The following is a 21,701-nucleotide window of genomic DNA, read 5'->3' on the forward strand; positions in this document are numbered from 1 at the left end:
AAATAGGTGAAACTTTATTTCTGACTATTTTTTTAATGCATATGCATCAGCAATCATTTCACCAACAATTTTATTTTCTTCTTTCTTCTCGTCTTTCAATAATGGGAATAACAATTCTGCCACTTCATATGCTTCTTCTAAATGTGGATATCCTGATAAAACAAACGTATCAATTCCTAACAATTCATATTCTTTTATTCTTTCTGCTACTGTATATGGATTGCCTACAAGTGCAGTACCTGCCCCACCTCTTACAAGTCCGATTCCAGCCCATAAATTAGGGCTTATCTCTAACGACTCTCTCGTACCTTTATTTAAATGTGTCATCCGTTTTTGACCAACCGAATCATATCTTGCAAATGTCTTTTGAGCAAGCTCAATTGTTTCATTATCCACATATTGAATTAAACGTTCGGCCTCTTCCCATGCTTCTTCTTCTGTCTCTCTTACAATTACGTGTAATCTAATGCCAAATCGGACTGTACGCCCCTTCTCTTCTGCAAGTTTTCTTACTTCTTCTATTTTCTCTTTCACTTGCTCTGGCGGCTCTCCCCACGTTAAGTATACATCACTATGTTGAGCTGCTACTTCTTTTCCAGCAGTTGATGATCCTCCGAAATATATAGGAGGATATGGCGTTTGAACTGGTGGGAAGACAACTTTACTATCTGTAACTTGAATATGTTTTCCTTCTAAAGAGATCGTTTCACCCTGCAATGTCGATTTCCAAACTTTTAAAAATTCATCCGCTGCTTCATACCTTTCATCATGATCAAGATATAATCCATCTCCTTGTAGTTCAACTGGATCTCCTCCAGCTACTACATTAATAAGCAGTCTCCCATCTGAAATTCTATCAAATGTAGATGCCATCCTCGCTGCAACTGTAGGGGACATTAGTCCTGGTCTTACTGCTACTAAAAATTTTAGTTTTTCTGTTTCAGCAGCAAGAGCTGAAGCTAACACCCAAGGGTCTTCACATCCTTGACCAGTTGGAAGTAAAACACCCGTATATCCTAAATAATCAGCTGCCGCAGCAACTTGCTTATAATAACCATATTCAGCTGCTCTTCCTCGTTTTGTCGTTCCTAAATATCGACCATCTCCATAAGCCGGAATAAACCATAATAATTCCATGCCTTTACACACCCCTTATTTATTTTGAATCGTATACTAACACATTCTATATAAATTACCCCTAATAATTTATATGTTAATTCCCAGTCTCACCTTTAAAATTATCTCGCCATCTTAAAAACTTCGCTTCTAGTAAACGTACTAGAGAGTCAGAAAACTTCCCAACAAATGCAAAGATAATTATGCCGACAAATACGATATCTGTATTTGAAAATTGCCTTGCATCCATAATCATATAACCAATACCTTCTGTAGATCCCATAAGTTCTGCTACTACTAAACTCACCCATGCAACACCTAACGATAACCTTGCTCCTAGTAAAAGGTTAGGCAATGCAGATGGTAAAATGAGTTTCGTAATTAGTTTTCTTTTGCTAAACTCTAACACTCTCGCTACATCAAATAACTTTGAATCCACACCTCTAATACCTAAAAATGCGTTTACGTATAAAGGAAAAAATGCACCATCTGCAATTAATAACACTTTCGATGTTTCACCAAAACCGAACCATAATACGAAAAGTGGCGCAACAGCTAGATGAGGTACAGTTCTTAACATTTGCACAGATGGATCTAAATATTGCTCACTTCTCGTTGAAAATCCAACAATCGTTCCTAAAATGATTCCTAAGCCCCCACCAATAAAGAAACCAGCCGCAGCCCTGAATACACTAATACTTAAATGGCCGAATAACTCTCCTGTTTTAATAAGCTCTTGGAAAGCTAAAAAAATATCTAATGGTGTTGGTAAAACTGTTTTAGAAACAAGACCGAATACGCCAGCTAACTGCCAAATTATTAATATAATAACCGGTATAGTAATCGCCCTTACTAAAACTTTTACATTTAACTTTCGCACATTCTTAACTCTGTTTTTCTCAATCGTTATACTCGCTGGTTTCATAACAGCTTTCGTATTTTCCACTATACAAAACCTCTTTTCACTTCGCTTTCAATGCTTTTTCTACGAAAGAATTATCTACAACTTTTTCCGCCTTAATTTCTTTCTTTATAGAACCGAGCTTATATTGAAAATCCGCTGTCTTTTGTTGTTCTGCTATTATTTCCTTCGTTACCGGAACTAAAATTGGTTTGTCGTGATTAAACACTTCTTTTACGATCTCCGCATCTATCTTTTTTACAGAAGTATATACTTTTATTGCTTCATCTAAGTTAGCATCTTGCCATACACGTGCTTTCTCATAAACTTTGAGGAATTTCTCAACTAATTCTGGATGTTCTTTCGCAAATTTTGTTCTCGTAATTAAAAATTCTGGTGAAGAGACATTTAATGTTTCACCGTCTGCAATCACCTTCGCACCTTTATTTAACGTATGTAATGATATGAAAGGGTCCCAAATCGCCCATGCATCTACTGATCCTGATTCGAATGCAGGCTGCGCTTCATCTGGTTGTAATTGAATGACATTTACCTCTTTTGCATCAATCCCTTCTTTATCAAGTGCTCGATACAATAAATTAAAGGCACTACTTCCTTTTGCTACTGCAATTTTTTTACCTTTTAACTCTTTTACACTCGCAATCTTGCTATCTTTTTGAACGAGAATTCCAGTTCCTTTTCTCGCATAACTTGTATTGGCGATTTCGGTAAACCCAATACCTGCTGCTTGCGCTGAAATGACTGGAGAATTCCCTACTTCACCAAAGTCTAATCGGTTTGATGCGATTGCTTCAAAATAAGGAGGTCCACTTTGGAACTCTGTCCATTTCACTTTAACTCCTTCTTTTTTAAACTCCTCTTCAAACCACCCCTTTTTCTTTGCTAGTAATAGCGGGCTTAACCCTTGCTGTATACCAATTTGTATTGTTACATCTTCTTTCTTACTACTTGCTGTACTTTTTTCACATCCTAATAAACATACTGATATAGCTAAAGCAAAAGAAAGAATTTTAAATTTTTTATACATATAAAATCACCCTTTTCCTATATACTTGTTTGAATCAACCCTCCATATTCAAACTGCTGTAATACTTTCGTTCGAAGTTGTTGGAACGATTGAGAAGTTTTATTTCGCGGATAAGGCAAATTATTTTCAATCACTTTATGTATTTTCCCTGGTTTTGCACTCATAATGATGATTCGGTTTGAAAGATATATCGCTTCGTCTATATCATGTGTAACGAATATCATTGTTGTTTTCTTCTGCTCCCAAATATTTAGCAATACTTCTTGTAAATGACTTCGAGTAAAAGCATCCAGCGCTCCAAAAGGTTCATCAAGTAATAATACATTTGGATCTCTTAATAACGCTCTCGCTATCGCAACACGTTGTGACATCCCGCCTGAAATTTCTTTCGGATACGATTTTTCAAAGCCATCTAACCGAACGATTTCAACCCATTCTCTCACCTTATCTTTCACATACTTATCTTTTAACGACAAATCTGCCGCTATATTTTCTTCAACTGTTAACCATGGAAAAAGCCTATGTTCTTGAAAAATAAAACCTTGTTTCTTGCTCGTTTTTAAGATAGGCTCCCCGTCAATAACAACTTCACCTTCAAAATCATTATCTAGACCTGCAACAATTTTTAGTAATGTACTTTTTCCGCACCCACTCGGACCAATTACTGTAACAAAATCCCCTTCCTCTAATTGAAAATTAATATTCTCTAGCACTTGAACCGTACCAGTTTGTTTCAAAAAATATTTTGATACCCCATCAATTGAAACAGTCATTTCTTCCCCTCCTTAAAATGATTCATATAAATGAACAGATTCAGTATTTGTGCAATAAAAAAACCAAAGGCATTTTATCTGTTGATAAAATGCCTTTGGTTTCTCCAATCAGCAATACGTTATGGAATTAAGTACATATTATACAAATATTTCCGATAAGTCAACTAGGTTTTATTAAAACATACATATGATTTGTTTGAACATTTTACTTTTGTTTATTTAAACGACGTTTACTTACTATTTTTTCTGATCTTTAATCCACTGTAACCAATAAGAAAACTCACACGCTAAATGCATTTGATGGGATTTAATTAGACTATTAGGACAAAGGGCTGGGAACTCAACAACTAGACTTACTTCTATCCCTGTATCAGTATCTTTAAATTGATGTCGAACTCCACCAATAGTAGTACCATCTTTCATACGTGCAACACCTGTTGATTGGTATTGATAAGATTTATCTCTCGGTGTTTTCAATCCGGTTTCGTCACCAAAAACAATGAAAAATTGAACTGGAAACGGAGAATTACCAGTAGTTTCGATAACCTCTAATTCATTTTCCCCAAAGGGTCTTAGTACATAGTGATCAGGACAAGCAGATAAATTCACTTTGTTATTTTCACGTGATTGTTCAAGCATCAAACTATCAATTCCATGTATGGCTTCTTCTGCTGTAATCCCATCTAAATAAATACTAGTTTTTGAAAATTTTCGTCTATCGCCAGATAAAAGAGTACAGATACGCATACCTATCGCACTTAATCTAAGTTTTGATTTCAACTTTTCGTACATTTCATTGTATGTATATCGCAACTTTATTTCCGTTAGCTGTTTTATCATGACGTCTGTATCATTTATTTCAGGCTCTTTATGTCCTAATATATATATTACTTTTTTTATCCGTTCTCTTTTCCATTTTATAAGTTGCTCTTGTGAGATATTATTTCCATCGATAATAATTTTCATAAACTTTCTCCTTCCTTTTGATTGTATCGTAGTGTAGTTAATACTAAATTAACCATTTCATGTTTTGTATCTAGATTCAACTTTACTTCTGAATGAGCAATACTGCTAAGACCGTATAGAATAAACCCAGAAGCTAATAATGAGTTATCAGTATAAAAAACCCCTATGTTTACTCCCTCTTCAATTACTTGTCTAATTAACGGTTGCATACGTGCGAATAATTTCTGTTCCAGTTGAAAATGTTGTTCCGTCTGAAACGAACTCACATTTTTATAGGGTGCTAACTTTTCAATAAATGTCCAAAATATATCTAGTGAATCTTTCATCTTTTGCATGACAGACCGTTCATTTGAAACAAGTATTTCTTCAATTAACTCCATATTTTTCACAATACAGTCATTTAAAACTTCATCAACAAAATTCTCTTTAGACTTGAAGTAATAATAAAATAAGCCCGTTGCTACACCTGCATGATTCACAACATCTTTTATGCCAAATCCTTTCATACCATTTTTCATATATAGTTCAAAACCAATATCCATTAACTCTTGGCGTCTTACATCTGGTTCTTTTGATATTCTTTTCATACGTCATCTCCTACAATGTTTTCACCACGACTGAATCTGATTCAATCATAAACGACTGAACTTGATTCAGTCAATATTATTTCATAAATTTAAAATCGATTTAATAACTAAGCGACGAAATTTCTACAAAAAAAGAGTAATCTCAAGAGATATGCTACTAACCTTAGATTTATCAAAAAAGTTAGATCATATAACTTGAGACTACTCATTTCCATTCAAAATATTTATGTAATTAAATTTTATTTCCTCCGCACCCTGGCTGTCTCCAAAACTATTGGTGGAAGCTCTTTTTGAATGATTTCTTTTAATTCATAAAGAGCTTTCTTCACATAACCACCTTCGAAATTTCCTAATGGTTCTGGTAATTCATCCTCATCCAATATGAAATATTCTCCATTTGGAAGTACCATAATATCGATGATTAAATCTTCAAAGGAAACCACTTCATCTTTTATTTGTGTGTTTTTTACGATATTAAAATAGGAACCTAAATACTTTCCTTTTATATCTCTCCATACGTATAAATTGTACGGACGATCTCTCCAGTAATATGCGATTGTATAACTCCCTTTTGGGATTGTTAACTTAGTATCATTTGCAGTCATTGTAAATGAATACTGCACCTCGTGAAATAAAACGATACTTTGTGATTGCTTTTCAAGTAATAAGCAATTGTGATCTACTATTGTTGAGTTATACCGGATTTTTCTTTCTATAATTTCAATTTTCGATGTAAGTAACTTATTCATTATTTTGTTTCTCCTTATGCTAGTTCTATCCTTAATTATATCCATTTATGTAGTAATAAAGAAGTGTATAGTTTTTTATATAATGCTTTATACAAGTACATAATAAAAACTCCTTCTTATTTAGAAAGAGTTTTTCACTATCCATGTTTCATATTTTTCACTTCTAACGGAAGCTCATTTGTTTTTATGCAACTAACAGTACTATTACTCATGTTTTAACTTTTCCTTAACCGCATCATAAAATTTTCGTTCTTCATCAACATTTAAGTAAACACGACTTACTGTTTTAGAAAATCCGTATAACAACTGCGCTTTCACTGACTCTTTTAATGTTATTTCAAAAGTAGCAGGTTCTTTTATGAACTCCATAACAGTTGCATCCAATACCTGTCTCCCTTCTTTTGCCGTTAGCAATTCACCCTTGTAGAACGCAATATTATCGATTTGTGTAAATGGCACAACAATTTTCTTTCCTAATCCGATTTGAATGATTACTTGTTCTTCTGTTACGACAAGTGGATTTTTGCGCATCGCTTGTATTTCAGCTATAAAATAAATCATCGCGTATACATTTAAAATAAGTAAAATCCATGCTATTACTGGATTCCACTGATGTAGTAAATAATGAAAACCAATGCTTTCAATTGCTGTTGCATGAATAATCATGATATACACACCTATAGCACCAGTCTTTTTATGATATGAGTATACAGATTTACCTGTTGGTACTTTTTCACGCCACGATAAAAACGCATAATAGATTAACTTACACTCTGTTAGAATGACATCTATTAACTTACCTCTTTTCATAGTAGCGTCAAACGCTGCATCAATTGCATAAGAAAAGGAATAATTTTCTCTTCTATATTCTTTATATTTTTTTATTATTTTAGGAAGCACTCTAACAATTTTATAGAGAAGGAATAATTCTAGACATACAAATGCAATTTCAGCCGCAACAATAATATAAGAGATGAATGAAAAAGCTTGTAAATAATCACTTGGAATAATAAATCTTGCAAAAATATAACCAGCTATTACAACAGGAACTATATATGTTAACGAGTATCTTTTTCGAATAATGAAGAAATACGTGATGATTGGAATGACAAACATGCAATCTAATAATGACCCAAGCACAACTTCTTTCGGCGCAACTGGTACAATTGGAAGGGCATACAATAAATAGTTTGATAGCATAATTAAAGAGACGAGTCCAATCCAAATACCTTTTCGCCTTCGTGATAGTGTAACCTTCATACGTTCACTCCTTTATTTAAAAACCTCATTTAAATGGTCTTTATAAAATGAAATGGCACGTTCAAATTCTTTTACTTCCTCTACTTTCACGACAGTTTCAAGTAATAATTTCATCGCTGATTCGTGATCGTTTACGTTATATTTTGCTAATGATAAAAATACTTTCATCGGAGCGTTCTCTGGAAATTTTTTCACCCCAGCTTCTAATACTGTAATTGCCTTTTCATATTCCCCTATACAACGATATGTACTTCCTAAACCAATATAAGCACCGCAAAGCGATTCGCCATCAAGTCCATTTGCGATTGCCTGCTCATAATACGGAACTGCTTCTGTTTCTAGCCCCATTACATCATGTATCCACGCACACTGATACAGTACTTCTGCATCCTTTGTAAAGTTTGTTAATCCTATAAGCATCTCTTTAGACTGCGCATATTTCTTTTCATTTCTAAGTTTAATAGCTTGCTTTAATAAATGTTCCATAGAATCCACTCCTCACCAATTATTCTGTGTATAGCTCTTGATTGGTATACGCTTCACATTCGTGTAAAAGTAAAATTCCCACCAATTAAAGTTTCGCTTACTTATTACTATGCGGATTCATTCTCATCTAAAAACTTAATTTTAAAAAGCAGTGACACGATTACATAATACCTCTAAGCTTTTGACAATTTCTTTCGCTGTTTCATCTTTCCCATTACACAACTTCCCTTTACCATCCTGTCCAATTACATAATGCACAGCCCCGCGCGAATATAAAGAATGTGGTGAATTCGCAATCATTACATTCGCCCTTGCTTCTTCCATTCTATTTTTTGCTCTTTCAAACAGTTCTTCTTCATTTAAATCACTTTCAAGTTTAAAACCAACAAGTACTGTTTCTGGGTCCCATTCTTTTATTTGTTTTAATACCTTTGGAGCCTTTTGAAAGTGAATAATCGGTGCTATATCACTTGAAATTTTTCCGTTCATATTAAGAACATTACCATCTTGATCACAAATTTTCTCTACAATCCAATCTGATCCAGCCGCTGCCATAATGACTGCATCAACCTTTTCATGTGATATGATACTTTTCATTTTATCTTGTAAATCAACGATTCCTTCAAATGGATGTAATTCTAACCCTCTATGTACATCACTCGGTTTCTCCGCAAAATAACCGTGTAAATATATAACATGTGCCCCTTTAGCTAGAAGTTCTTCTGCGATTATCCTTCCGATTGTACCTTTGGCCATATTCGTATGCCCGCGTACTTGATCCCATTTTTCTAGACAACCACCGCTCGTAATTAATACCTTTTTCCCCTTCATTGTAACCATCCCTTACTAATTTTTCTTACGAAACCATTCTGTTCCAAAGTCAACTATATCACGCTGTTTCATTAGACGACACGTTGCATTCCCTATCTTCCCATTTTTTACAGTTCCTTTTCGCTCAAACTCCACACCAATTTCTACAAACTTCTCAGATTCGTAATCCATTTCAACAAACTCTTTCCACACTCTTTCACCGTTTTCTATAATAGGTGCTCCTACTTGTATTAACTCACATGCACCAGAACGCACCTCGGATAAATGAACAGACGTATTGGAATCATATCCAACACCAATTAATAATACGTACCCGTCTAAATCATATATTTTTCTTAATGGAGATTCTTCTCCAAAGCTCATTGATAACGAATGGTTCATTGTTATTTCTACTGCATGTTTTCCCCATGCAGCAAAACTTCCTAACGGATGATTACTACGTACTACATTCGGATATGTACGAAAACATTCAACTATTTCACCCATTCCCCTTGTTGGGGTTATACGTGAATCAAATGCTGGGACGTTATCTCGGATAATTTGCCACCAGTCTTCCGGTACAGGTGGTCTTGACCAATGTTTCGGATCGGACAAATCCGAAGATTGCGTTGGCATTATTATCGTTCCTTCTTCCGTAACAACTTTCATTAATGCTTCTACTACAGCAACGGCACCACCAGATATCCACCCGATAGAACTTAGTGATGAATGAACGATAATTGTCATTCCTTTTTCGACTCCTAATGCTTTTAAATCTTTTGTTATTGTTTCGATTGTATTTGGAAATTGTGTACTTGCTACTATTTCATTCATTTTCATATTGGTTCCCCCACTAGCCACGTAAATTTAAACTTTTATATAAATATATTATCATATTTTTCTCAATTTTTAACTTAATCATATTCATTACTACAAAAATATGTATATTATTATACTGAAGCCTCAAAACTCTATTAAAATCGTAGATAATGATGAGCGAGAGTTTTTTTGAAATGAAGAAAAATGTAAATCCTATTTTTTCAAACTATACTCCATATGCATATTTTATACTATTTTTCCATGTAACAATGAAGTCTTTCTATCCCTGGATATTTTTCTCCTAAACTTTTAACTTGAAAACCAATTCTTTTATAAAATTCTACCGCCCCATCGTCTGTCTCCGCTTCTATATAAGTCAATTGATATATCCTTACCACTTCTTTAATCATTTGCAGTGCAATTCCTTTTTGACGATAATCTGGAGCCACTGCTATATGACATATGCGTGCTTTAGTTTCTCCGATTATTTCAATACCTAGACAAGCTTTTTCTTCATATTTGTACAAAGTCCCTTTATTACTTTGATAAAATATTACTGCCTTCTTTAAGCTTATTTCATTTGGACCGACGGCATATTGTAGCACATTTAATATTGAATCTTTCTCAATTTGTTTAACACACTGTAAATTCATACTTTCATCCCTTTCTATGAAAAAAGACTAGCTCTTAATAAAAAGAGCTAATCTCATTACGCCGTTATTTTTTCTTCTTTTTTTACAACGACAGCCACATAACTATGAAGTATCATTCCAATAATAACGAGACTCATACCAATCCAAGATAATGATGATGGGATTGGTGCAGATAACCAGATCAACTCTCCTACTAGCGCAAATAAAACTTCACCAGACTGCGTCGCTTCCACTGTTGCTAATTTTTGCGGATCATCTTTCACAAGATCTGTTGCAAAGAAAAATAATACTGTCGCGATTAACCCAGAGCTAACTGCTACAATAAAACATTGAAAAACTTGGCTACTTGACGGTAATCCGCCTGTTGATACTTCGTAACCAGATAATAAAAACCAAAATGGTAAACTTGCTAATGTCATACCGAGTACTCGCTGAAATACATCTAATTCCCCTTTACAAACTTGCATCATTTTTCTATTTCCAAGAGGATACGCAAATGCTGCAATAAGTACAGGAACTACACATAAAACGGTTTCACGAATACCTAATGAAGAAGCATGTTCTACTTGCATGAGAACGACACCGAATAAAATAATGCCCGACATTACTAATTCCTTCATCGGAAGTTTTTTATGTAGTGGATCCACCGCAAAAAATGGTGTTAACAAAATCCCTGCAACGATTGTAATTTGCCATGTTGATGCAACGAGCCAACCTGGTCCGAACGCTCCAGCAAAACTAAGCGGTGCATAAAAGAGACCAAATCCAACGATACTCCACACTAACCATTCTTTCGGATTGTTTTTCATATATTGAAAGAGTTGCTTTAAGTTCCCTCTATACATAACAATAAGTAATAGCATTGGAACCATAAAATAATACCGTAATGATGCACTCCAAATCCAGCTTCCACCTTCTAAGTCCATTGCCCTGTTTAAAACAAAAGTAAAGGCAAAGAAAAAGGATGCCAGTATCCCTACTGCAATAGCTTTCATTTTAAACCTCCTTATAATAGTTTTTTATTTATTAAATAACTTTCAAATCATTCAAATGTTAATTTTTTTAACAGAACATTAAATTATAAAATAATGATATTTTCATTTATTATACTATATATTAAAATAACACTAGAAGGAAGCATTTTAACATACCTTCTTAAATGAGCACACAAGATAACATATTAGAAATAAGATATATCATTCGTTCCATAGATTCCGTTAATCGAGTTGTATATGCATAATGATTAGTGTATATCGTACAAATGAAGACTTTTAATTTAAGGTATAAATCAATTATTTGGATGTGATCATATTAAAAACATATAAAATTCCCATGCTATTCACCTTAATGGTGTTAGCTGCTGAATTTTCTTTTCTTTTTATTTATATTTTAGCATTAATCGAAGAGTTTACTTTCCTAGATACTCTATTAATAATCTTTCCAGTACTTTTTTTATACTATGGTTTCTATCTTTTGAAAAAAAGAAGAGAAAACACAGTTTTTTATTGGGATGATGAAGGTATTATAATTGATTTAGATAGAAATAAAGTTTTTTGGCATGAGATAGAGGATATTCGATTTTACAAAACACAAGGAATGAAATCCACTGTCATTTATCCTCACTATACTCATCACAATAAGATACAAGAACGTCGTAAAAAATGGCTTCCAACACCAACACATTCAATTGACATGTTTTTTATTGAAAAACCAAAAGATTATCATAAAAATTTAATAATAGCTTGGGAAGAAAAGCGAACGAATAAAAACAAACGCCTCCTTTAATTATTATTTAGAGGCGTTCGTTCATTCAAAAATTAAAGAATATGTAGTTTATATTCTCTGTATAATTTCCTCAGTCGACTTATATGAGCTTGATGATACCGATTATGATCTGCTATATGCCATATTCCCCATCTTATTGTCGCAGTTTCCCCTTTTTCATACAAAACTTCCCGCGTTAAATCAGTTTCTGATAGTTTCATACATTCTTCATAAAACAATTTTTGCACTGCTTCATAATCTTGCATTAACTCTTGCAATGTGTTTTTTCTTAAACTTGGTAATTCTCCTACTTCATTTAACATAGGACCATATTTATTTTCAAATGCTGGCGGAACATCTTCTCCCTTGAAACGATACACCCAATGTAAATCAACAACTACTAAATGCTGAAGTAACTGCCCAATACTATTTTCATTATTTTCAGATCCTTTATAGGATAGTTCGTTCTCTTCAGTACCTTCGACTAACTTTTGCAATCTATTAAACGTATCAGCAACCGTCGCATACAAAATCGCTACTTGAGGGTCCATTTTTCTTTCTAAATGGAGATCTTTCATACAAAACTTCCTCTCTTAAAAGAACAACACCATATGTTCATCATCACTATACACACCATTCATTTTTATAGCCCTTTTTTCAATTCCGTATGTTTTAAATCCCATTGATTCATATAATCGTTTGGCTGGTTCGTTCGTTGACACAACCCCTAAATTCAATTGCTCTAGCTTCATCTCTTTTGCCCTTTCAATCGCTTTACGTATTAAATCACGTGCAAGACCACTTCTTCGATTTTCAGTATCTACATACATTGCAACGATATGTCCTTTATGCTTATATGCGTCTTTTTCTTCTGTTAATAAAGTAACAACCCCAACTAAACGATTTTCATTATTAAAAGCACCAAATGTAAAACTACTGTTGGATGAAAGATTACTAGCAACTCGTTTAAGAGGGTTTTCTTGACGTACTGCTTCTTCATAAGTCGTTATAAATGCTTCTGGATTTACTTGTAGTGCTTGTAAACGCAACTCCCAATATTTTTTTGCATCCGCTTTTGTAAGTAATCGAATCATTTTATTTTCCCCTTTTTAATTTACATAATATTTTTATAGGTTATTATTTTTTGATTCATACTCTTCTTTTAATATACTGTAACGATAGCGATGAATGAGCTTTCCCTGTCTCAATAGATCATTTCTCATTAACCCTTCGCATACAAATCCGGCACTTTCATAACTCTTTTTAGCTTTTGTATTATCTTCATCTACACGTAACCAAATTTTCTCCAATTCAAACTGAGAAAAACCTATTTGTAACATGCTGTTTAGAGCTGCCATTCCAAATCCTTTACCCCAATAGTCTTTATTTCCAATCGCAATTCCTAGTTCAGCATTTTTATTTGTTTTATCAAAATTTTTAAGGTCTACCCATCCAATATGTATACCTGTCTCAGTAACGATTGCCCTTTGTTCATAACCATTTTTTCGGCTTATACAAGCTTCAATCCAGTTTCTCGTATCTCCACGAGTGAACGGGGGATATTGATCTGGTACAACTAAATGTTTTGTTACATTTCTATCTAATGACCATTGATAGCGATCTTCTACATCATCTAGTGTCAATTCTCTTAATTGAACATATGGTACATTCATTGTTCTCTCCCCTTTTTATTTACCAATAGAAAATCCTTCGAACACTCTTCCACCATACTGTTCTAACGTCTTTTCTATAAAATGAATTAATTCATTTTTCCCTCCCGTTTTATAAAAATGATCAAAAGCCGCTACAAATTTGTTTGCATATTGCTCATCATATCTTTTTAGCACTCTAATAAACCATTTTGAACTCCCAAGCCACTTACCATTTACTCTTAATACATATTCATGTACTAAATCGGCTAATAAATTAGCGATAAACAATTCTTCTTCTCTTTTTGTTGCACCAATAAAGTCATCTAAAGTATCCGTAATAAAATATCGCTTCTGCTTAATCGTTTCTTCGGTCCATTTAGCCGGTCCTTTATGTAGTAAATCATTCGCTTCTTTTTTTAATTTCTCAACAATTTCCTGTTCCCCTTTTAAGGCAATCCCTTCTGAAACTAATTGTGGTAACGACGGTCTCCCTCGATCACAATCCATTTTGAAAAAGGTTTTATATGTTTCGAAATTATGAACAAACACCTCAACAGGCCATCCATTACTATAGAAAGATTCTCTATAACAAGAAGTTAAACTGTGGTCAACTATTACAATATCAAGGTCAGATGTTTTCGTCGCTTCTCCTCGTGCAACGCTTCCGCCGAGTAAAGCTACATCACAATTCGGAAATTGTGATGTAATTATGTTTTGTGCTGCGTCAATTGCTTTCATAACCCATCCTCTTTTCTTATTTCACTTTCTTTTTTTCAGCTCTTTCTCTCGCTTTTTTTATATAGCTTTCTGCATCTGGTGTTTTACATGATGTTGCACCGTGATCAACCTCTACTTTTCCAATTTCACTTGCAATTTCAATCGCTTGTCGCTCTAAGTCTTCATTACGAATTCCTATTGCGATTAAAGCACTATTCATCGCTTCTTTTTTTCTATTTTTTTCATTATGTATATTTTCTTTAATCTCTTCTAAGTACGGAGAGAAGAAATCATCATGTAACGTTTTATTTTTAATCGCTATATTTGCTAATAAAGACCAGCCAGCTCTTCCAATCCATTCATCATTAGACTTTGTCCACTCTTCCATTCTTTCTATTGCAATTGGCGAAGTACATATAGATGTCATAAGAACATCCATTAAACAGTAATAATCAACATCCTGAATCCAACTATTAAGCTGTTCTGTCGTTATTTTTTTCGGATCTAAAATATAAGTTGCTAATGTCATTGCGTCCATATTTTTCGTTTCCCACAATCCAACTGCTAAATCGTGATCTTTTTTTATCTTCTTTTTTAACAATTTTAAATTCGCAAAACTAACTCCAAATAACGGCTCTTTCGCTCCGTGGTTTTTATACGTTTTTCGATTTTGTTCTGTTCCATATTCCTCTAGTTGCTGCATTACTTCCTCAAGTAACATATACCCACCTCTTTATCTTTTATGTTGACTGTATATATGTATGTACGATATATTCTACATTACTTTTTGTTTTTCCTATATTTATTTTTAAAATACGGTATGTGAAATTTCTAAACATTGCACAGCTACACCATCAAAAAACTATATATGTTAAACATACAGTTTTTTGATGATATCAATTTTACGTAGAATAAGATATAAACTACGAAAGAACTTTTAATGAGATGTGTATTTCCAACATGTTTAGAAAACTCTTCAAAATGGTTTACTATCATACTTTTATACCTCCTTCATAAATTATGTTTATTACATTTGTTCTTAGCCAAAATACTTTCTACATTTTAATAACTCTCTCAATAAAAATTTCTTATATAAAAATCCCTACAAACACTGTAGGGATTTATGTCTAAATCATTTTGTTACACTCTATTTCATATAAAAATAGTTTCCTTATTCAGATGCATTCATAATCACAATTCTCCAACCATCTGGATCCTCTATTGTGGTTCCTTTCTCTATCCAATACGGGTTTTCTGGTTCCACCTCATGATAGCCTATATTACTTAATCGATTTACTATCTTTTCAATTTCATCTTTATTAGGCATATAAAAAACTAGTAAATTATCTTTTGTCGGTGCCGGACATGGACTTCCATTAACATGTGAAGTAAACTCCAAATGATACTCTTCATCTGGTAACCCAAACATAACCCCGTCATATCCTTCATGATTGTGAAATTCCCCTATACGTTTTAATCCTAATCCTGTTTCATAAAAACTTATCACTTCTTCAAATTTATCTGTTGGTCTTGCAATTCTAAATTGAACCCAATTCTTCATGCAAATCTCCTCCTTTTCATTTTCCAAAGCTTTATAGTAATTAGTATAGGTTACATATATTCCCTTTAACACCCCTCATTAGTGTGAGCTTCCTAAGTTGAAAGACCTATTAATTAATAAACAATAGGACTTTAGTATAAAATTCATATAAAACTAGTTATATAAATGTAGAGATGAAATATAAGCTATTACGTATGAAATAGTTCTCCTTGCAGAGCCTTTATATACCGATCAGCAGATCTTTGTACAGCTTTATTCGTATCTTCCACCACACCATGAAATGCATTATATAGTCGGCTAAATACAAATATTCGAATCAATAATTAGAACGAAAATGAAGTGATACGAAAGTATGATTAGCCTCCTTTCGGTTTTAAGACTTTAGTCTCATTCCTATAAATTTTTTATTTCCTACTTCCAAGGTAGTAGTTTTTAATTTTATTAAAACTTTCTAATATATTTAACACTTTAATCGTTAAAAGAAAGCACAAATCTTCATAAAATAAAAGAATCAATTAATTTTTTGTCACAACTTTAACACAACCATACTTACTATTACACATCAGGAGTGTATTAGGTTTAAATTAAGGAGAGATAATTATGCTGTATGAAGTATTTAATACGAAAGGCAGTAACAATGTAAAGTTTGTTGATAAAACTAACAGGTGAATTTAATATGATAATTGAAGAGTTTGTAAAGAGAGATTAATATTGATTTCAAGCTTCATTTTAGGGGAAATAAATATTACAAACTATATGAATTAATAAATAGCCTTAAAGCAAAATTTATATCCATGAAATTTTTAAATTCATATACAGTTTTATACAACCACTTTTTATAAAACAAGAAAAGTGGTTGTATGTGTTAGAAAATATTCTTTTTTACAAAGTCACGCTACATATTTCATTAAACTACAACTACTCGTTTTCTTTTTTCTTCTTTTGTTCCTCAGAAGGTTCTTCTGTTGGGTCTGGTTCTTGTTCATCCTTTTTGTTTAATTCATTATTTTTTTCTTTAGCAGGATCTTGTTTTTCATTTTTTTCCTCCTGTCTTTGTTCAGAAGGTTCCTCTGTTGGATCTGGCTCCTTTTCGTCTTTTGGAGCTGGATTACAACCAATTAATAATCCTACTGTAAATATGCTTGTCATAAATATTGAAACCATTTTTTTATAATTCAATTAAAGCACCTCCTAAAATTAATATCCCTTATATTGTTTCCAATTAATAATTCAATTTATCCAATTATTTGTGACATTTCTTTAAAAATGACATTCCTTTAAAATCTTGCATACTTTTGGCTAAACTTTTTTACACTTGTAAAAAAGTTTCTTTGCATTTCCCTACCTATAATTGCTAATATAGTAGAGTAGAACTTTTATAGAGAGAAGGAAAATTATGCACAATGGAATTCGAATGACAACTTTAGTAAAAAGGGCTATGTTAGTTTGTGCGGGGGTATTATTCACATACGAAGTGGCTTTTGGATCAGTACATACTGCTCTAGCTAGTACAGAGGATGAAGCAAAATCTGTTCAACTTGTAAGTGAGATTCAAACATCTCTTGCTCCGAAAGAAGCGCCAAAACATTATAACGGGCAAGTTAGAAAAGTCGCTTATTTAACATTTGATGACGGTCCTGGAAAATACACAGCTGAGCTTTTAGATATGTTAAAGAAAGAAAATGCAAAAGCAACATTCTTCCTAATTGGTTCAAACGTAAAAGCTTTCCCTGATCTTGTAAAACGCGAAGATGCTGAAGGCCACTACGTTGGGATGCACAGTATGACTCATAACTACAAAAAACTCTACACTGAAGGTCATTACGTAGATGAAATGAAGGAAGACCAAGGCTTAATCTCTGGTGTTTTAGGTAAATCACCAGTATTAACTCGTCCATCTTACGGCTCTATGCCGGGATTAAACGAAGCTCTTCGCAACAAAGTTGTAGAAAATGGCTTAAAAGTTTGGGATTGGACAATTGATTCTTTAGACTGGAAATATAACAAAATGCAAGTTGATGCTGCATCTGCTAAAATTGTAGAAAACGTGTTACATGGTGCTACAAATCCAACAGAAGTTATCCTTATGCATGATATTCATCCACAATCAGTAAAAGCAGTTCCTGGAATTATTAAAGGACTGAAAGAAAAAGGATATGAATTAGAAGCATATAATGAGAACGAACACTTCCCATTAAACTTCTGGCATGATAATCGTATGTAATGAAAAGACTTGATTCCCTCTAGTAGGTTATCAAGTCTTTTTTATCGTTTTTAGAATTTCCTTATAGAGAAAACCTATACACGCTTGCACCATATCAATATTATACATCCCTTCCCTTTTATCAAATAAATTTAACTTTGAAATATCACATGCTATCTTTAACCTAGTTTAAATAAGTCGATATTATATGATCGTATTTATAGTACAAACTGAAGAAGCTTGGAATCAATTTAAGAAAGAAACGCGATAAGTAAAAAACTACAAAAGCGACTTATTCAAAATAAAAACATACATATCAGAATTCAGACAAAAAAAGGATTGAATATACAATTTCAATCCTTTTTTTATATTATCAACACTTTAGCACATATTACTCTTAAGGAGTGATGTGTATATGGATTTTCTTTCAGCCGAATATTTGTCCGCCCTACTTGCCATCATTGTAATTGATTTAGTGTTAGCCGGTGATAATGCCATTGTAATTGGATTAGCAGCAAGAAGATTACCGAAAGATCAGCAAAAGAAAGTTATTATATGGGGAACTATCGGGGCAATCGCGATTAGAGCCCTCGCTACCTTAGTTGTTGTTTGGTTGTTAAAAATACCAGGGCTACTTCTAATTGGTGGTGTACTCCTTATATGGATTGCTTATAAATTAATTGCTGAAGGCAAAGATCATGATATTAAGGCCGAAGAAGGATTTTGGTCTGCTATTAAAACCATTATTATTGCTGATGCGTTAATGGGCATCGATAATGTACTCGCTGTTGCAGGAGCTGCCCATGGTAACTTTTCTTTAGTAATCATCGGATTATTAGTGTCTATTCCAGTAGTCGTATGGGGCAGTACATTGATTTTAAAATGGGTGGATCGTTTTCCTGTCATCATTACGATTGGAGCAGCCGTTTTAGCTTATACTGCCGCGAAAATGATTGTAGATGAGAAATGGTTCGCTGGATTTTTCGAAAGTAACCCTTTCGTTAAATGGGCATTTATCATTATTATCATCATCGGTGTAGTTTTCTTCGGAAAGGCTAAACAAAAAGCAACAGCTGGTTCTGTCTCATAATGATGGTATATTTACAAATAAAAGGCGCTATTCATATGAATAGCGCCTTTTATTATTTATTTAGCTTCCCCTTCCGGAGTCGTTTTTACCTTCGTTTTGTTTTTATCGCGGTTGTTATAGTTATACTTCGAACGATCTACTGGAGTGAATCCTTCCGGTGTGTAGAATCGTAATAAGTCACCATTCACGACTTGGTCAGAGTATTTTAGTGAGTTTTGAACCATTTGTTCATTTTTCTTTATTTCATCTGTAAATTCTACAGGTTTTCCAGTAGTTGTATCATAGTATTTGCCGTTTAGTGCAGTAACTGTTGGGCTTACGTAGTTACCGTTACGGAACGCAACGACTTGTTTATGATCTGGTGATAATAAATCAGAACCGAATTGAACATAATTCTTTGTATCTGTACCTAGTAAGTGTAATAGCGTTGGAAGAACGTCAATTTCACCACCGTATTGATGTTGTACGCCACCTTTCACTCCTGGTACACGAACGATTAATGGTACACGTTGTAACTGTGCATTTTCAAATGAGTTCATTTCTTTACCCATTACTTTTGACATTGCTGCGTTATGATTATCTGAAATACCGTAATGGTCTCCGTACATAACAATAATTGAGTTATCATATAAACCAGATTGTTTCAAGTAATCGATGAAGCCTTTTACAGATTCATCTAAATAGCGTGCTGTTTGGAAGTACGTATCTACTGATGAATCACCTGTTGTTGCTGGTTCAATCGTTGCTTCTGCCTTATCGATTGGATAAGGGAAATGGTTCGATAACGTAATAAACTTCGTATAGAACGGTTGTTTCAACGTTTGTAATAACGGAATAGATTCATTAAAGAACGGTTTATCTTTTAACCCGTAGTTTACTACGTCTTTTTCATTCATATCGTAGTATGACGCATCAAAGAATTTATTAAAACCAAATGATTTATAAATATCGTCACGGTTCCAGAATGTTTTGTAGTTACCGTGGAATACTGCTGATGTGTATCCTTGTTGTCCTAAAATAGCTGGTGCTGATTGATACGTATTATGAGATTTCGTTGTAAAGACAGAACCTTGCGGTAAACCAAACATTGAATTCTCTAACATAAACTCCGCATCAGATGTTTTCCCTTGTCCTGTTTGATGGAAGAAGTTATCAAAGTATAGTGTATTCGCATCTTTTGTAAATGAGTTTAAGAACGGTGTAACTTCTTGACCATTTAATTTGTAATCAATTAAGAAGTTTTGGAATGACTCTAAATGAATGTAAATTACGTTCATTCCCTTTCCTTTACCGAAATACTCAGGATTTGGACTTGCATAAGTTGATGTTAAATAATTTCGTACTTCTGTCATATTATCGCCATCAGCTAATGCTCGTTCTGTCGATGCTTTCGCACTTTGAATTCCATCATAAATTGTGTAGTTGTATGCACCTAAATATTTCACAATATAATTACGGTCAAACGTTCTTGTTAATAATTCAGGACGGTCAGATTCTGCAAGTCCTAAGTTAACACTGAATAATAAAATACCTGCTACAAATACTAATGATACTTTATATTTCGCAACACGAATTGGTTTCGGATTTGCAAATTTCGTTGCTACTAATACAATTAAAATAATTGTATCTAAGAAGTATAGCGGATCATAAAGATGTAGCAACGCAACAATACTACCACCTAAATCTCCAAAGTTATTCGTTTGTGTTAATGTCGGGAACGTAATAAAGTCACTGAAAAAGCGATAGTATACGACGTTTGCGTATAAAAGAATCGACAATAACAAATTAATGATAATTAACCAAATATAAGATCGTTTCCCTTTTGCAAATAATGCAAGTCCTAAAAATAGAACTGCTGAACTAAGCGGGTTAAAAAACAGCAAGAATTTTTGAATTGTGTTTGAAATTCCTAAATTGAATTCCGTTACATAAGCTGCATATGTTTTGAGCCACAATAAAATAACGGCAAACAGAAAGAATCCAAAATGATTGCTTAACACACTTTTGCTCTTTAATAAGAACTGTTTCATTTCTCCACCTCTTTTGATCATCCAAGGCTTATTTTTTTATAAGTCTGTCTCTCTATTCAAATTTTCTTCTTCAAATAGATTATCTTTATTTAACTATATGAAGAATATTAGTAATTATAATTTGAAGCTAGTATTTATTCAACTATTTCTTTCTAGACATTTTGACCTTGGTTTCTATTTAACAAAATAAATTTGTAACATTTCCTGTTTTCTCCCAAGATTCATCCCCTAATTATGACACCCCATACTATATACCTTTATAAACTCATTCGCAAACTATTCTATCTCCAAATTTGGTACATATTTCACATGACAAAATAATACGATTTGATTATATTACTCCACTTACATTTCCCTTCTTCAACTAACTCTTTAAATCTTAAAGTCATTACATCCCTTCATACATGAAAAAATTCTCCTGTTCATTAATATTATATTTGAATAATTATTCATTTGACCGACCAGCGATGTTACGTTTTCTCGACAAAAAAACTCGCTCTAAAAAGAGCGAGTTTT

At 33.3% G+C, this 21,701-nt stretch carries 24 protein-coding genes and 1 pseudogene; 3 read left to right on the forward strand and 22 right to left on the reverse strand.

Features of this window, described 5'->3' with window-relative positions; translation table 11 throughout:
• Nucleotides 1–24 precede the first annotated feature (24 nt).
• The 13 genes from ssuD to ACTFO4_RS15995 all read right to left on the reverse strand — a co-directional run bounded on the left by ssuD (nt 25) and on the right by ACTFO4_RS15995 (nt 11,163).
• The gene (gene ssuD, locus ACTFO4_RS15935) at nt 25–1,137 is read right to left on the reverse strand and encodes an FMNH2-dependent alkanesulfonate monooxygenase (protein WP_088338521.1); all 1,113 of its coding nucleotides are present in this window, start codon (nt 1,135–1,137) and stop codon (nt 25–27) included.
• A 76-nt stretch (nt 1,138–1,213) separates the two neighbouring features.
• A complete protein-coding gene (locus ACTFO4_RS15940) occupies nt 1,214–2,062 on the reverse strand; it encodes an ABC transporter permease (RefSeq protein ID WP_000432128.1) in 849 nt (282 codons plus the stop codon).
• Nucleotides 2,063–2,078: 16 nt separating this feature from the next.
• A complete protein-coding gene (locus ACTFO4_RS15945; RefSeq protein WP_000276909.1) occupies nt 2,079–3,065 on the reverse strand; it encodes an aliphatic sulfonate ABC transporter substrate-binding protein in 987 nt (328 codons plus the stop codon).
• A gap of 17 nt (nt 3,066–3,082) precedes the next feature.
• Nucleotides 3,083–3,838: an ABC transporter ATP-binding protein gene (locus ACTFO4_RS15950; RefSeq protein ID WP_000218576.1), complete on the reverse strand. Its 756-nt coding sequence runs from the start codon at nt 3,836–3,838 to the stop codon at nt 3,083–3,085.
• Nucleotides 3,839–4,075: 237 nt separating this feature from the next.
• On the reverse strand, nt 4,076–4,804 hold the full coding sequence (locus ACTFO4_RS15955) for a hypothetical protein (protein WP_135277799.1): 729 nt from the start codon (nt 4,802–4,804) through the stop codon (nt 4,076–4,078).
• A complete protein-coding gene (locus tag ACTFO4_RS15960) occupies nt 4,801–5,391 on the reverse strand; it encodes a TetR/AcrR family transcriptional regulator (protein WP_000822621.1) in 591 nt (196 codons plus the stop codon). The genes ACTFO4_RS15955 and ACTFO4_RS15960 overlap by 4 nt, the downstream gene beginning before the upstream one ends.
• 239 nt (nt 5,392–5,630) lie before the next feature.
• Entirely contained in the window at nt 5,631–6,140 is a 510-nt protein-coding gene (locus ACTFO4_RS15965; protein ID WP_001037883.1) for a DUF402 domain-containing protein, read from the reverse strand.
• A 204-nt stretch (nt 6,141–6,344) separates the two neighbouring features.
• The gene (locus ACTFO4_RS15970; protein ID WP_078421260.1) at nt 6,345–7,400 is read right to left on the reverse strand and encodes a hypothetical protein; all 1,056 of its coding nucleotides are present in this window, start codon (nt 7,398–7,400) and stop codon (nt 6,345–6,347) included.
• A gap of 12 nt (nt 7,401–7,412) precedes the next feature.
• Nucleotides 7,413–7,886 carry a tetratricopeptide repeat protein gene (locus ACTFO4_RS15975; RefSeq protein WP_000400636.1) on the reverse strand — a complete coding sequence of 158 codons (474 nt, stop codon included), beginning with the start codon at nt 7,884–7,886 and terminating at the stop codon, nt 7,413–7,415.
• 141 nt (nt 7,887–8,027) lie between these two features.
• Complete coding sequence (locus ACTFO4_RS15980; RefSeq protein WP_017673227.1) at nt 8,028–8,717, reverse strand: phosphopantothenoylcysteine decarboxylase domain-containing protein; 690 nt, start codon at nt 8,715–8,717, stop codon at nt 8,028–8,030.
• A 15-nt stretch (nt 8,718–8,732) separates the two neighbouring features.
• A complete protein-coding gene (locus ACTFO4_RS15985; RefSeq protein WP_000783346.1) occupies nt 8,733–9,536 on the reverse strand; it encodes an aminoglycoside N(3)-acetyltransferase in 804 nt (267 codons plus the stop codon).
• A 230-nt stretch (nt 9,537–9,766) separates the two neighbouring features.
• Nucleotides 9,767–10,168 carry a GNAT family N-acetyltransferase gene (locus ACTFO4_RS15990; protein WP_001053116.1) on the reverse strand — a complete coding sequence of 134 codons (402 nt, stop codon included), beginning with the start codon at nt 10,166–10,168 and terminating at the stop codon, nt 9,767–9,769.
• Between the two features lie 56 nt (nt 10,169–10,224).
• Nucleotides 10,225–11,163, reverse strand: coding sequence for a DMT family transporter (locus ACTFO4_RS15995; protein WP_088338518.1), 939 nt, complete (start codon nt 11,161–11,163; stop codon nt 10,225–10,227).
• 307 nt (nt 11,164–11,470) lie between these two features.
• Here ACTFO4_RS15995 and ACTFO4_RS16000 point away from each other — a divergent pair, with 307 nt between their 5' ends.
• Nucleotides 11,471–11,953, forward strand: a complete 483-nt coding sequence (locus ACTFO4_RS16000) for a hypothetical protein (protein ID WP_243821147.1) — start codon at nt 11,471–11,473, stop codon at nt 11,951–11,953.
• Between the two features lie 32 nt (nt 11,954–11,985).
• Here the strand turns inward: ACTFO4_RS16000 and ACTFO4_RS16005 are convergent, their stop codons facing one another.
• The 8 genes and pseudogenes from ACTFO4_RS16005 to ACTFO4_RS16040 all read right to left on the reverse strand — a co-directional run bounded on the left by ACTFO4_RS16005 (nt 11,986) and on the right by ACTFO4_RS16040 (nt 17,041).
• Complete coding sequence (locus tag ACTFO4_RS16005) at nt 11,986–12,510, reverse strand: DinB family protein (protein ID WP_017673224.1); 525 nt, start codon at nt 12,508–12,510, stop codon at nt 11,986–11,988.
• Nucleotides 12,511–12,525: 15 nt separating this feature from the next.
• Nucleotides 12,526–13,026, reverse strand: a complete 501-nt coding sequence (locus tag ACTFO4_RS16010; RefSeq protein ID WP_416810045.1) for a GNAT family N-acetyltransferase — start codon at nt 13,024–13,026, stop codon at nt 12,526–12,528.
• Nucleotides 13,027–13,059: 33 nt separating this feature from the next.
• On the reverse strand, nt 13,060–13,605 hold the full coding sequence (locus ACTFO4_RS16015; protein WP_326235451.1) for a GNAT family N-acetyltransferase: 546 nt from the start codon (nt 13,603–13,605) through the stop codon (nt 13,060–13,062).
• 15 nt (nt 13,606–13,620) lie between these two features.
• Nucleotides 13,621–14,322 carry a nucleotidyltransferase domain-containing protein gene (locus tag ACTFO4_RS16020; protein ID WP_326235452.1) on the reverse strand — a complete coding sequence of 234 codons (702 nt, stop codon included), beginning with the start codon at nt 14,320–14,322 and terminating at the stop codon, nt 13,621–13,623.
• A 16-nt stretch (nt 14,323–14,338) separates the two neighbouring features.
• Complete coding sequence (locus ACTFO4_RS16025) at nt 14,339–15,022, reverse strand: DNA alkylation repair protein (protein WP_078421262.1); 684 nt, start codon at nt 15,020–15,022, stop codon at nt 14,339–14,341.
• Between the two features lie 450 nt (nt 15,023–15,472).
• Entirely contained in the window at nt 15,473–15,862 is a 390-nt protein-coding gene (locus ACTFO4_RS16030) for a VOC family protein (RefSeq protein ID WP_000800665.1), read from the reverse strand.
• 188 nt (nt 15,863–16,050) lie between these two features.
• Nucleotides 16,051–16,164 (reverse strand): annotated as a pseudogene (locus ACTFO4_RS16035) (hypothetical protein); the annotation flags it as partial.
• A 616-nt stretch (nt 16,165–16,780) separates the two neighbouring features.
• Nucleotides 16,781–17,041 (reverse strand): hypothetical protein, encoded by a 261-nt coding sequence (locus ACTFO4_RS16040; protein WP_001106988.1) that lies wholly within the window; start codon nt 17,039–17,041, stop codon nt 16,781–16,783.
• Nucleotides 17,042–17,258: 217 nt separating this feature from the next.
• On the opposite strand from ACTFO4_RS16040, the gene ACTFO4_RS16045 reads away from it, so the two are divergent.
• Together ACTFO4_RS16045 and ACTFO4_RS16050 are read left to right on the forward strand one after the other, a co-directional pair.
• On the forward strand, nt 17,259–18,086 hold the full coding sequence (locus tag ACTFO4_RS16045) for a peptidoglycan-N-acetylglucosamine deacetylase (RefSeq protein WP_088338515.1): 828 nt from the start codon (nt 17,259–17,261) through the stop codon (nt 18,084–18,086).
• Between the two features lie 394 nt (nt 18,087–18,480).
• Nucleotides 18,481–19,155: a TerC family protein gene (locus ACTFO4_RS16050; protein WP_000346930.1), complete on the forward strand. Its 675-nt coding sequence runs from the start codon at nt 18,481–18,483 to the stop codon at nt 19,153–19,155.
• 56 nt (nt 19,156–19,211) lie between these two features.
• On the opposite strand, the gene ACTFO4_RS16055 is transcribed toward ACTFO4_RS16050, so the two are convergent.
• Nucleotides 19,212–21,185 carry an LTA synthase family protein gene (locus ACTFO4_RS16055; RefSeq protein WP_088339083.1) on the reverse strand — a complete coding sequence of 658 codons (1,974 nt, stop codon included), beginning with the start codon at nt 21,183–21,185 and terminating at the stop codon, nt 19,212–19,214.
• Nucleotides 21,186–21,701 lie beyond the last annotated feature (516 nt).

This window comes from Bacillus cereus group sp. MYBKT14-1 (genome assembly GCF_051915185.1).
GTDB lineage: Bacteria > Bacillota > Bacilli > Bacillales > Bacillaceae_G > Bacillus_A > Bacillus_A cereus.

Excerpts from the sequence above, each read along its gene's own strand:
- ACTFO4_RS15970 (WP_078421260.1), bottom strand. The coding sequence starts at position 7,400 with ATGAAGGTTACACTATCACGAAGGCGAAAAGGTATTTGGATTGGACTC.
- ACTFO4_RS16020 (WP_326235452.1), bottom strand. The coding sequence starts at position 14,322 with ATGAAAGCAATTGACGCAGCACAAAACATAATTACATCACAATTTCCG.
- ACTFO4_RS15965 (WP_001037883.1), bottom strand. The coding sequence starts at position 6,140 with ATGAATAAGTTACTTACATCGAAAATTGAAATTATAGAAAGAAAAATC.
- ACTFO4_RS15955 (WP_135277799.1), bottom strand. The coding sequence starts at position 4,804 with ATGAAAATTATTATCGATGGAAATAATATCTCACAAGAGCAACTTATA.
- ACTFO4_RS15960 (WP_000822621.1), bottom strand. The coding sequence starts at position 5,391 with ATGAAAAGAATATCAAAAGAACCAGATGTAAGACGCCAAGAGTTAATG.
- ACTFO4_RS15975 (WP_000400636.1), bottom strand. The coding sequence starts at position 7,886 with ATGGAACATTTATTAAAGCAAGCTATTAAACTTAGAAATGAAAAGAAA.
- ACTFO4_RS16005 (WP_017673224.1), bottom strand. The coding sequence starts at position 12,510 with ATGAAAGATCTCCATTTAGAAAGAAAAATGGACCCTCAAGTAGCGATT.
- ACTFO4_RS16030 (WP_000800665.1), bottom strand. The coding sequence starts at position 15,862 with ATGAAGAATTGGGTTCAATTTAGAATTGCAAGACCAACAGATAAATTT.
- ACTFO4_RS16045 (WP_088338515.1), top strand. The coding sequence starts at position 17,259 with ATGCACAATGGAATTCGAATGACAACTTTAGTAAAAAGGGCTATGTTA.
- ACTFO4_RS15945 (WP_000276909.1), bottom strand. The coding sequence starts at position 3,065 with ATGTATAAAAAATTTAAAATTCTTTCTTTTGCTTTAGCTATATCAGTA.
- ACTFO4_RS16025 (WP_078421262.1), bottom strand. The coding sequence starts at position 15,022 with ATGTTACTTGAGGAAGTAATGCAGCAACTAGAGGAATATGGAACAGAA.
- ACTFO4_RS16050 (WP_000346930.1), top strand. The coding sequence starts at position 18,481 with ATGGATTTTCTTTCAGCCGAATATTTGTCCGCCCTACTTGCCATCATT.
- ACTFO4_RS15990 (WP_001053116.1), bottom strand. The coding sequence starts at position 10,168 with ATGAATTTACAGTGTGTTAAACAAATTGAGAAAGATTCAATATTAAAT.
- ACTFO4_RS16010 (WP_416810045.1), bottom strand. The coding sequence starts at position 13,026 with ATGATTCGATTACTTACAAAAGCGGATGCAAAAAAATATTGGGAGTTG.
- ACTFO4_RS15950 (WP_000218576.1), bottom strand. The coding sequence starts at position 3,838 with ATGACTGTTTCAATTGATGGGGTATCAAAATATTTTTTGAAACAAACT.
- ACTFO4_RS15980 (WP_017673227.1), bottom strand. The coding sequence starts at position 8,717 with ATGAAGGGGAAAAAGGTATTAATTACGAGCGGTGGTTGTCTAGAAAAA.
- ACTFO4_RS15995 (WP_088338518.1), bottom strand. The coding sequence starts at position 11,163 with ATGAAAGCTATTGCAGTAGGGATACTGGCATCCTTTTTCTTTGCCTTT.
- ACTFO4_RS16055 (WP_088339083.1), bottom strand. The coding sequence starts at position 21,185 with ATGAAACAGTTCTTATTAAAGAGCAAAAGTGTGTTAAGCAATCATTTT.
- ssuD (WP_088338521.1), bottom strand. The coding sequence starts at position 1,137 with ATGGAATTATTATGGTTTATTCCGGCTTATGGAGATGGTCGATATTTA.
- ACTFO4_RS15985 (WP_000783346.1), bottom strand. The coding sequence starts at position 9,536 with ATGAAAATGAATGAAATAGTAGCAAGTACACAATTTCCAAATACAATC.
- ACTFO4_RS16015 (WP_326235451.1), bottom strand. The coding sequence starts at position 13,605 with ATGAATGTACCATATGTTCAATTAAGAGAATTGACACTAGATGATGTA.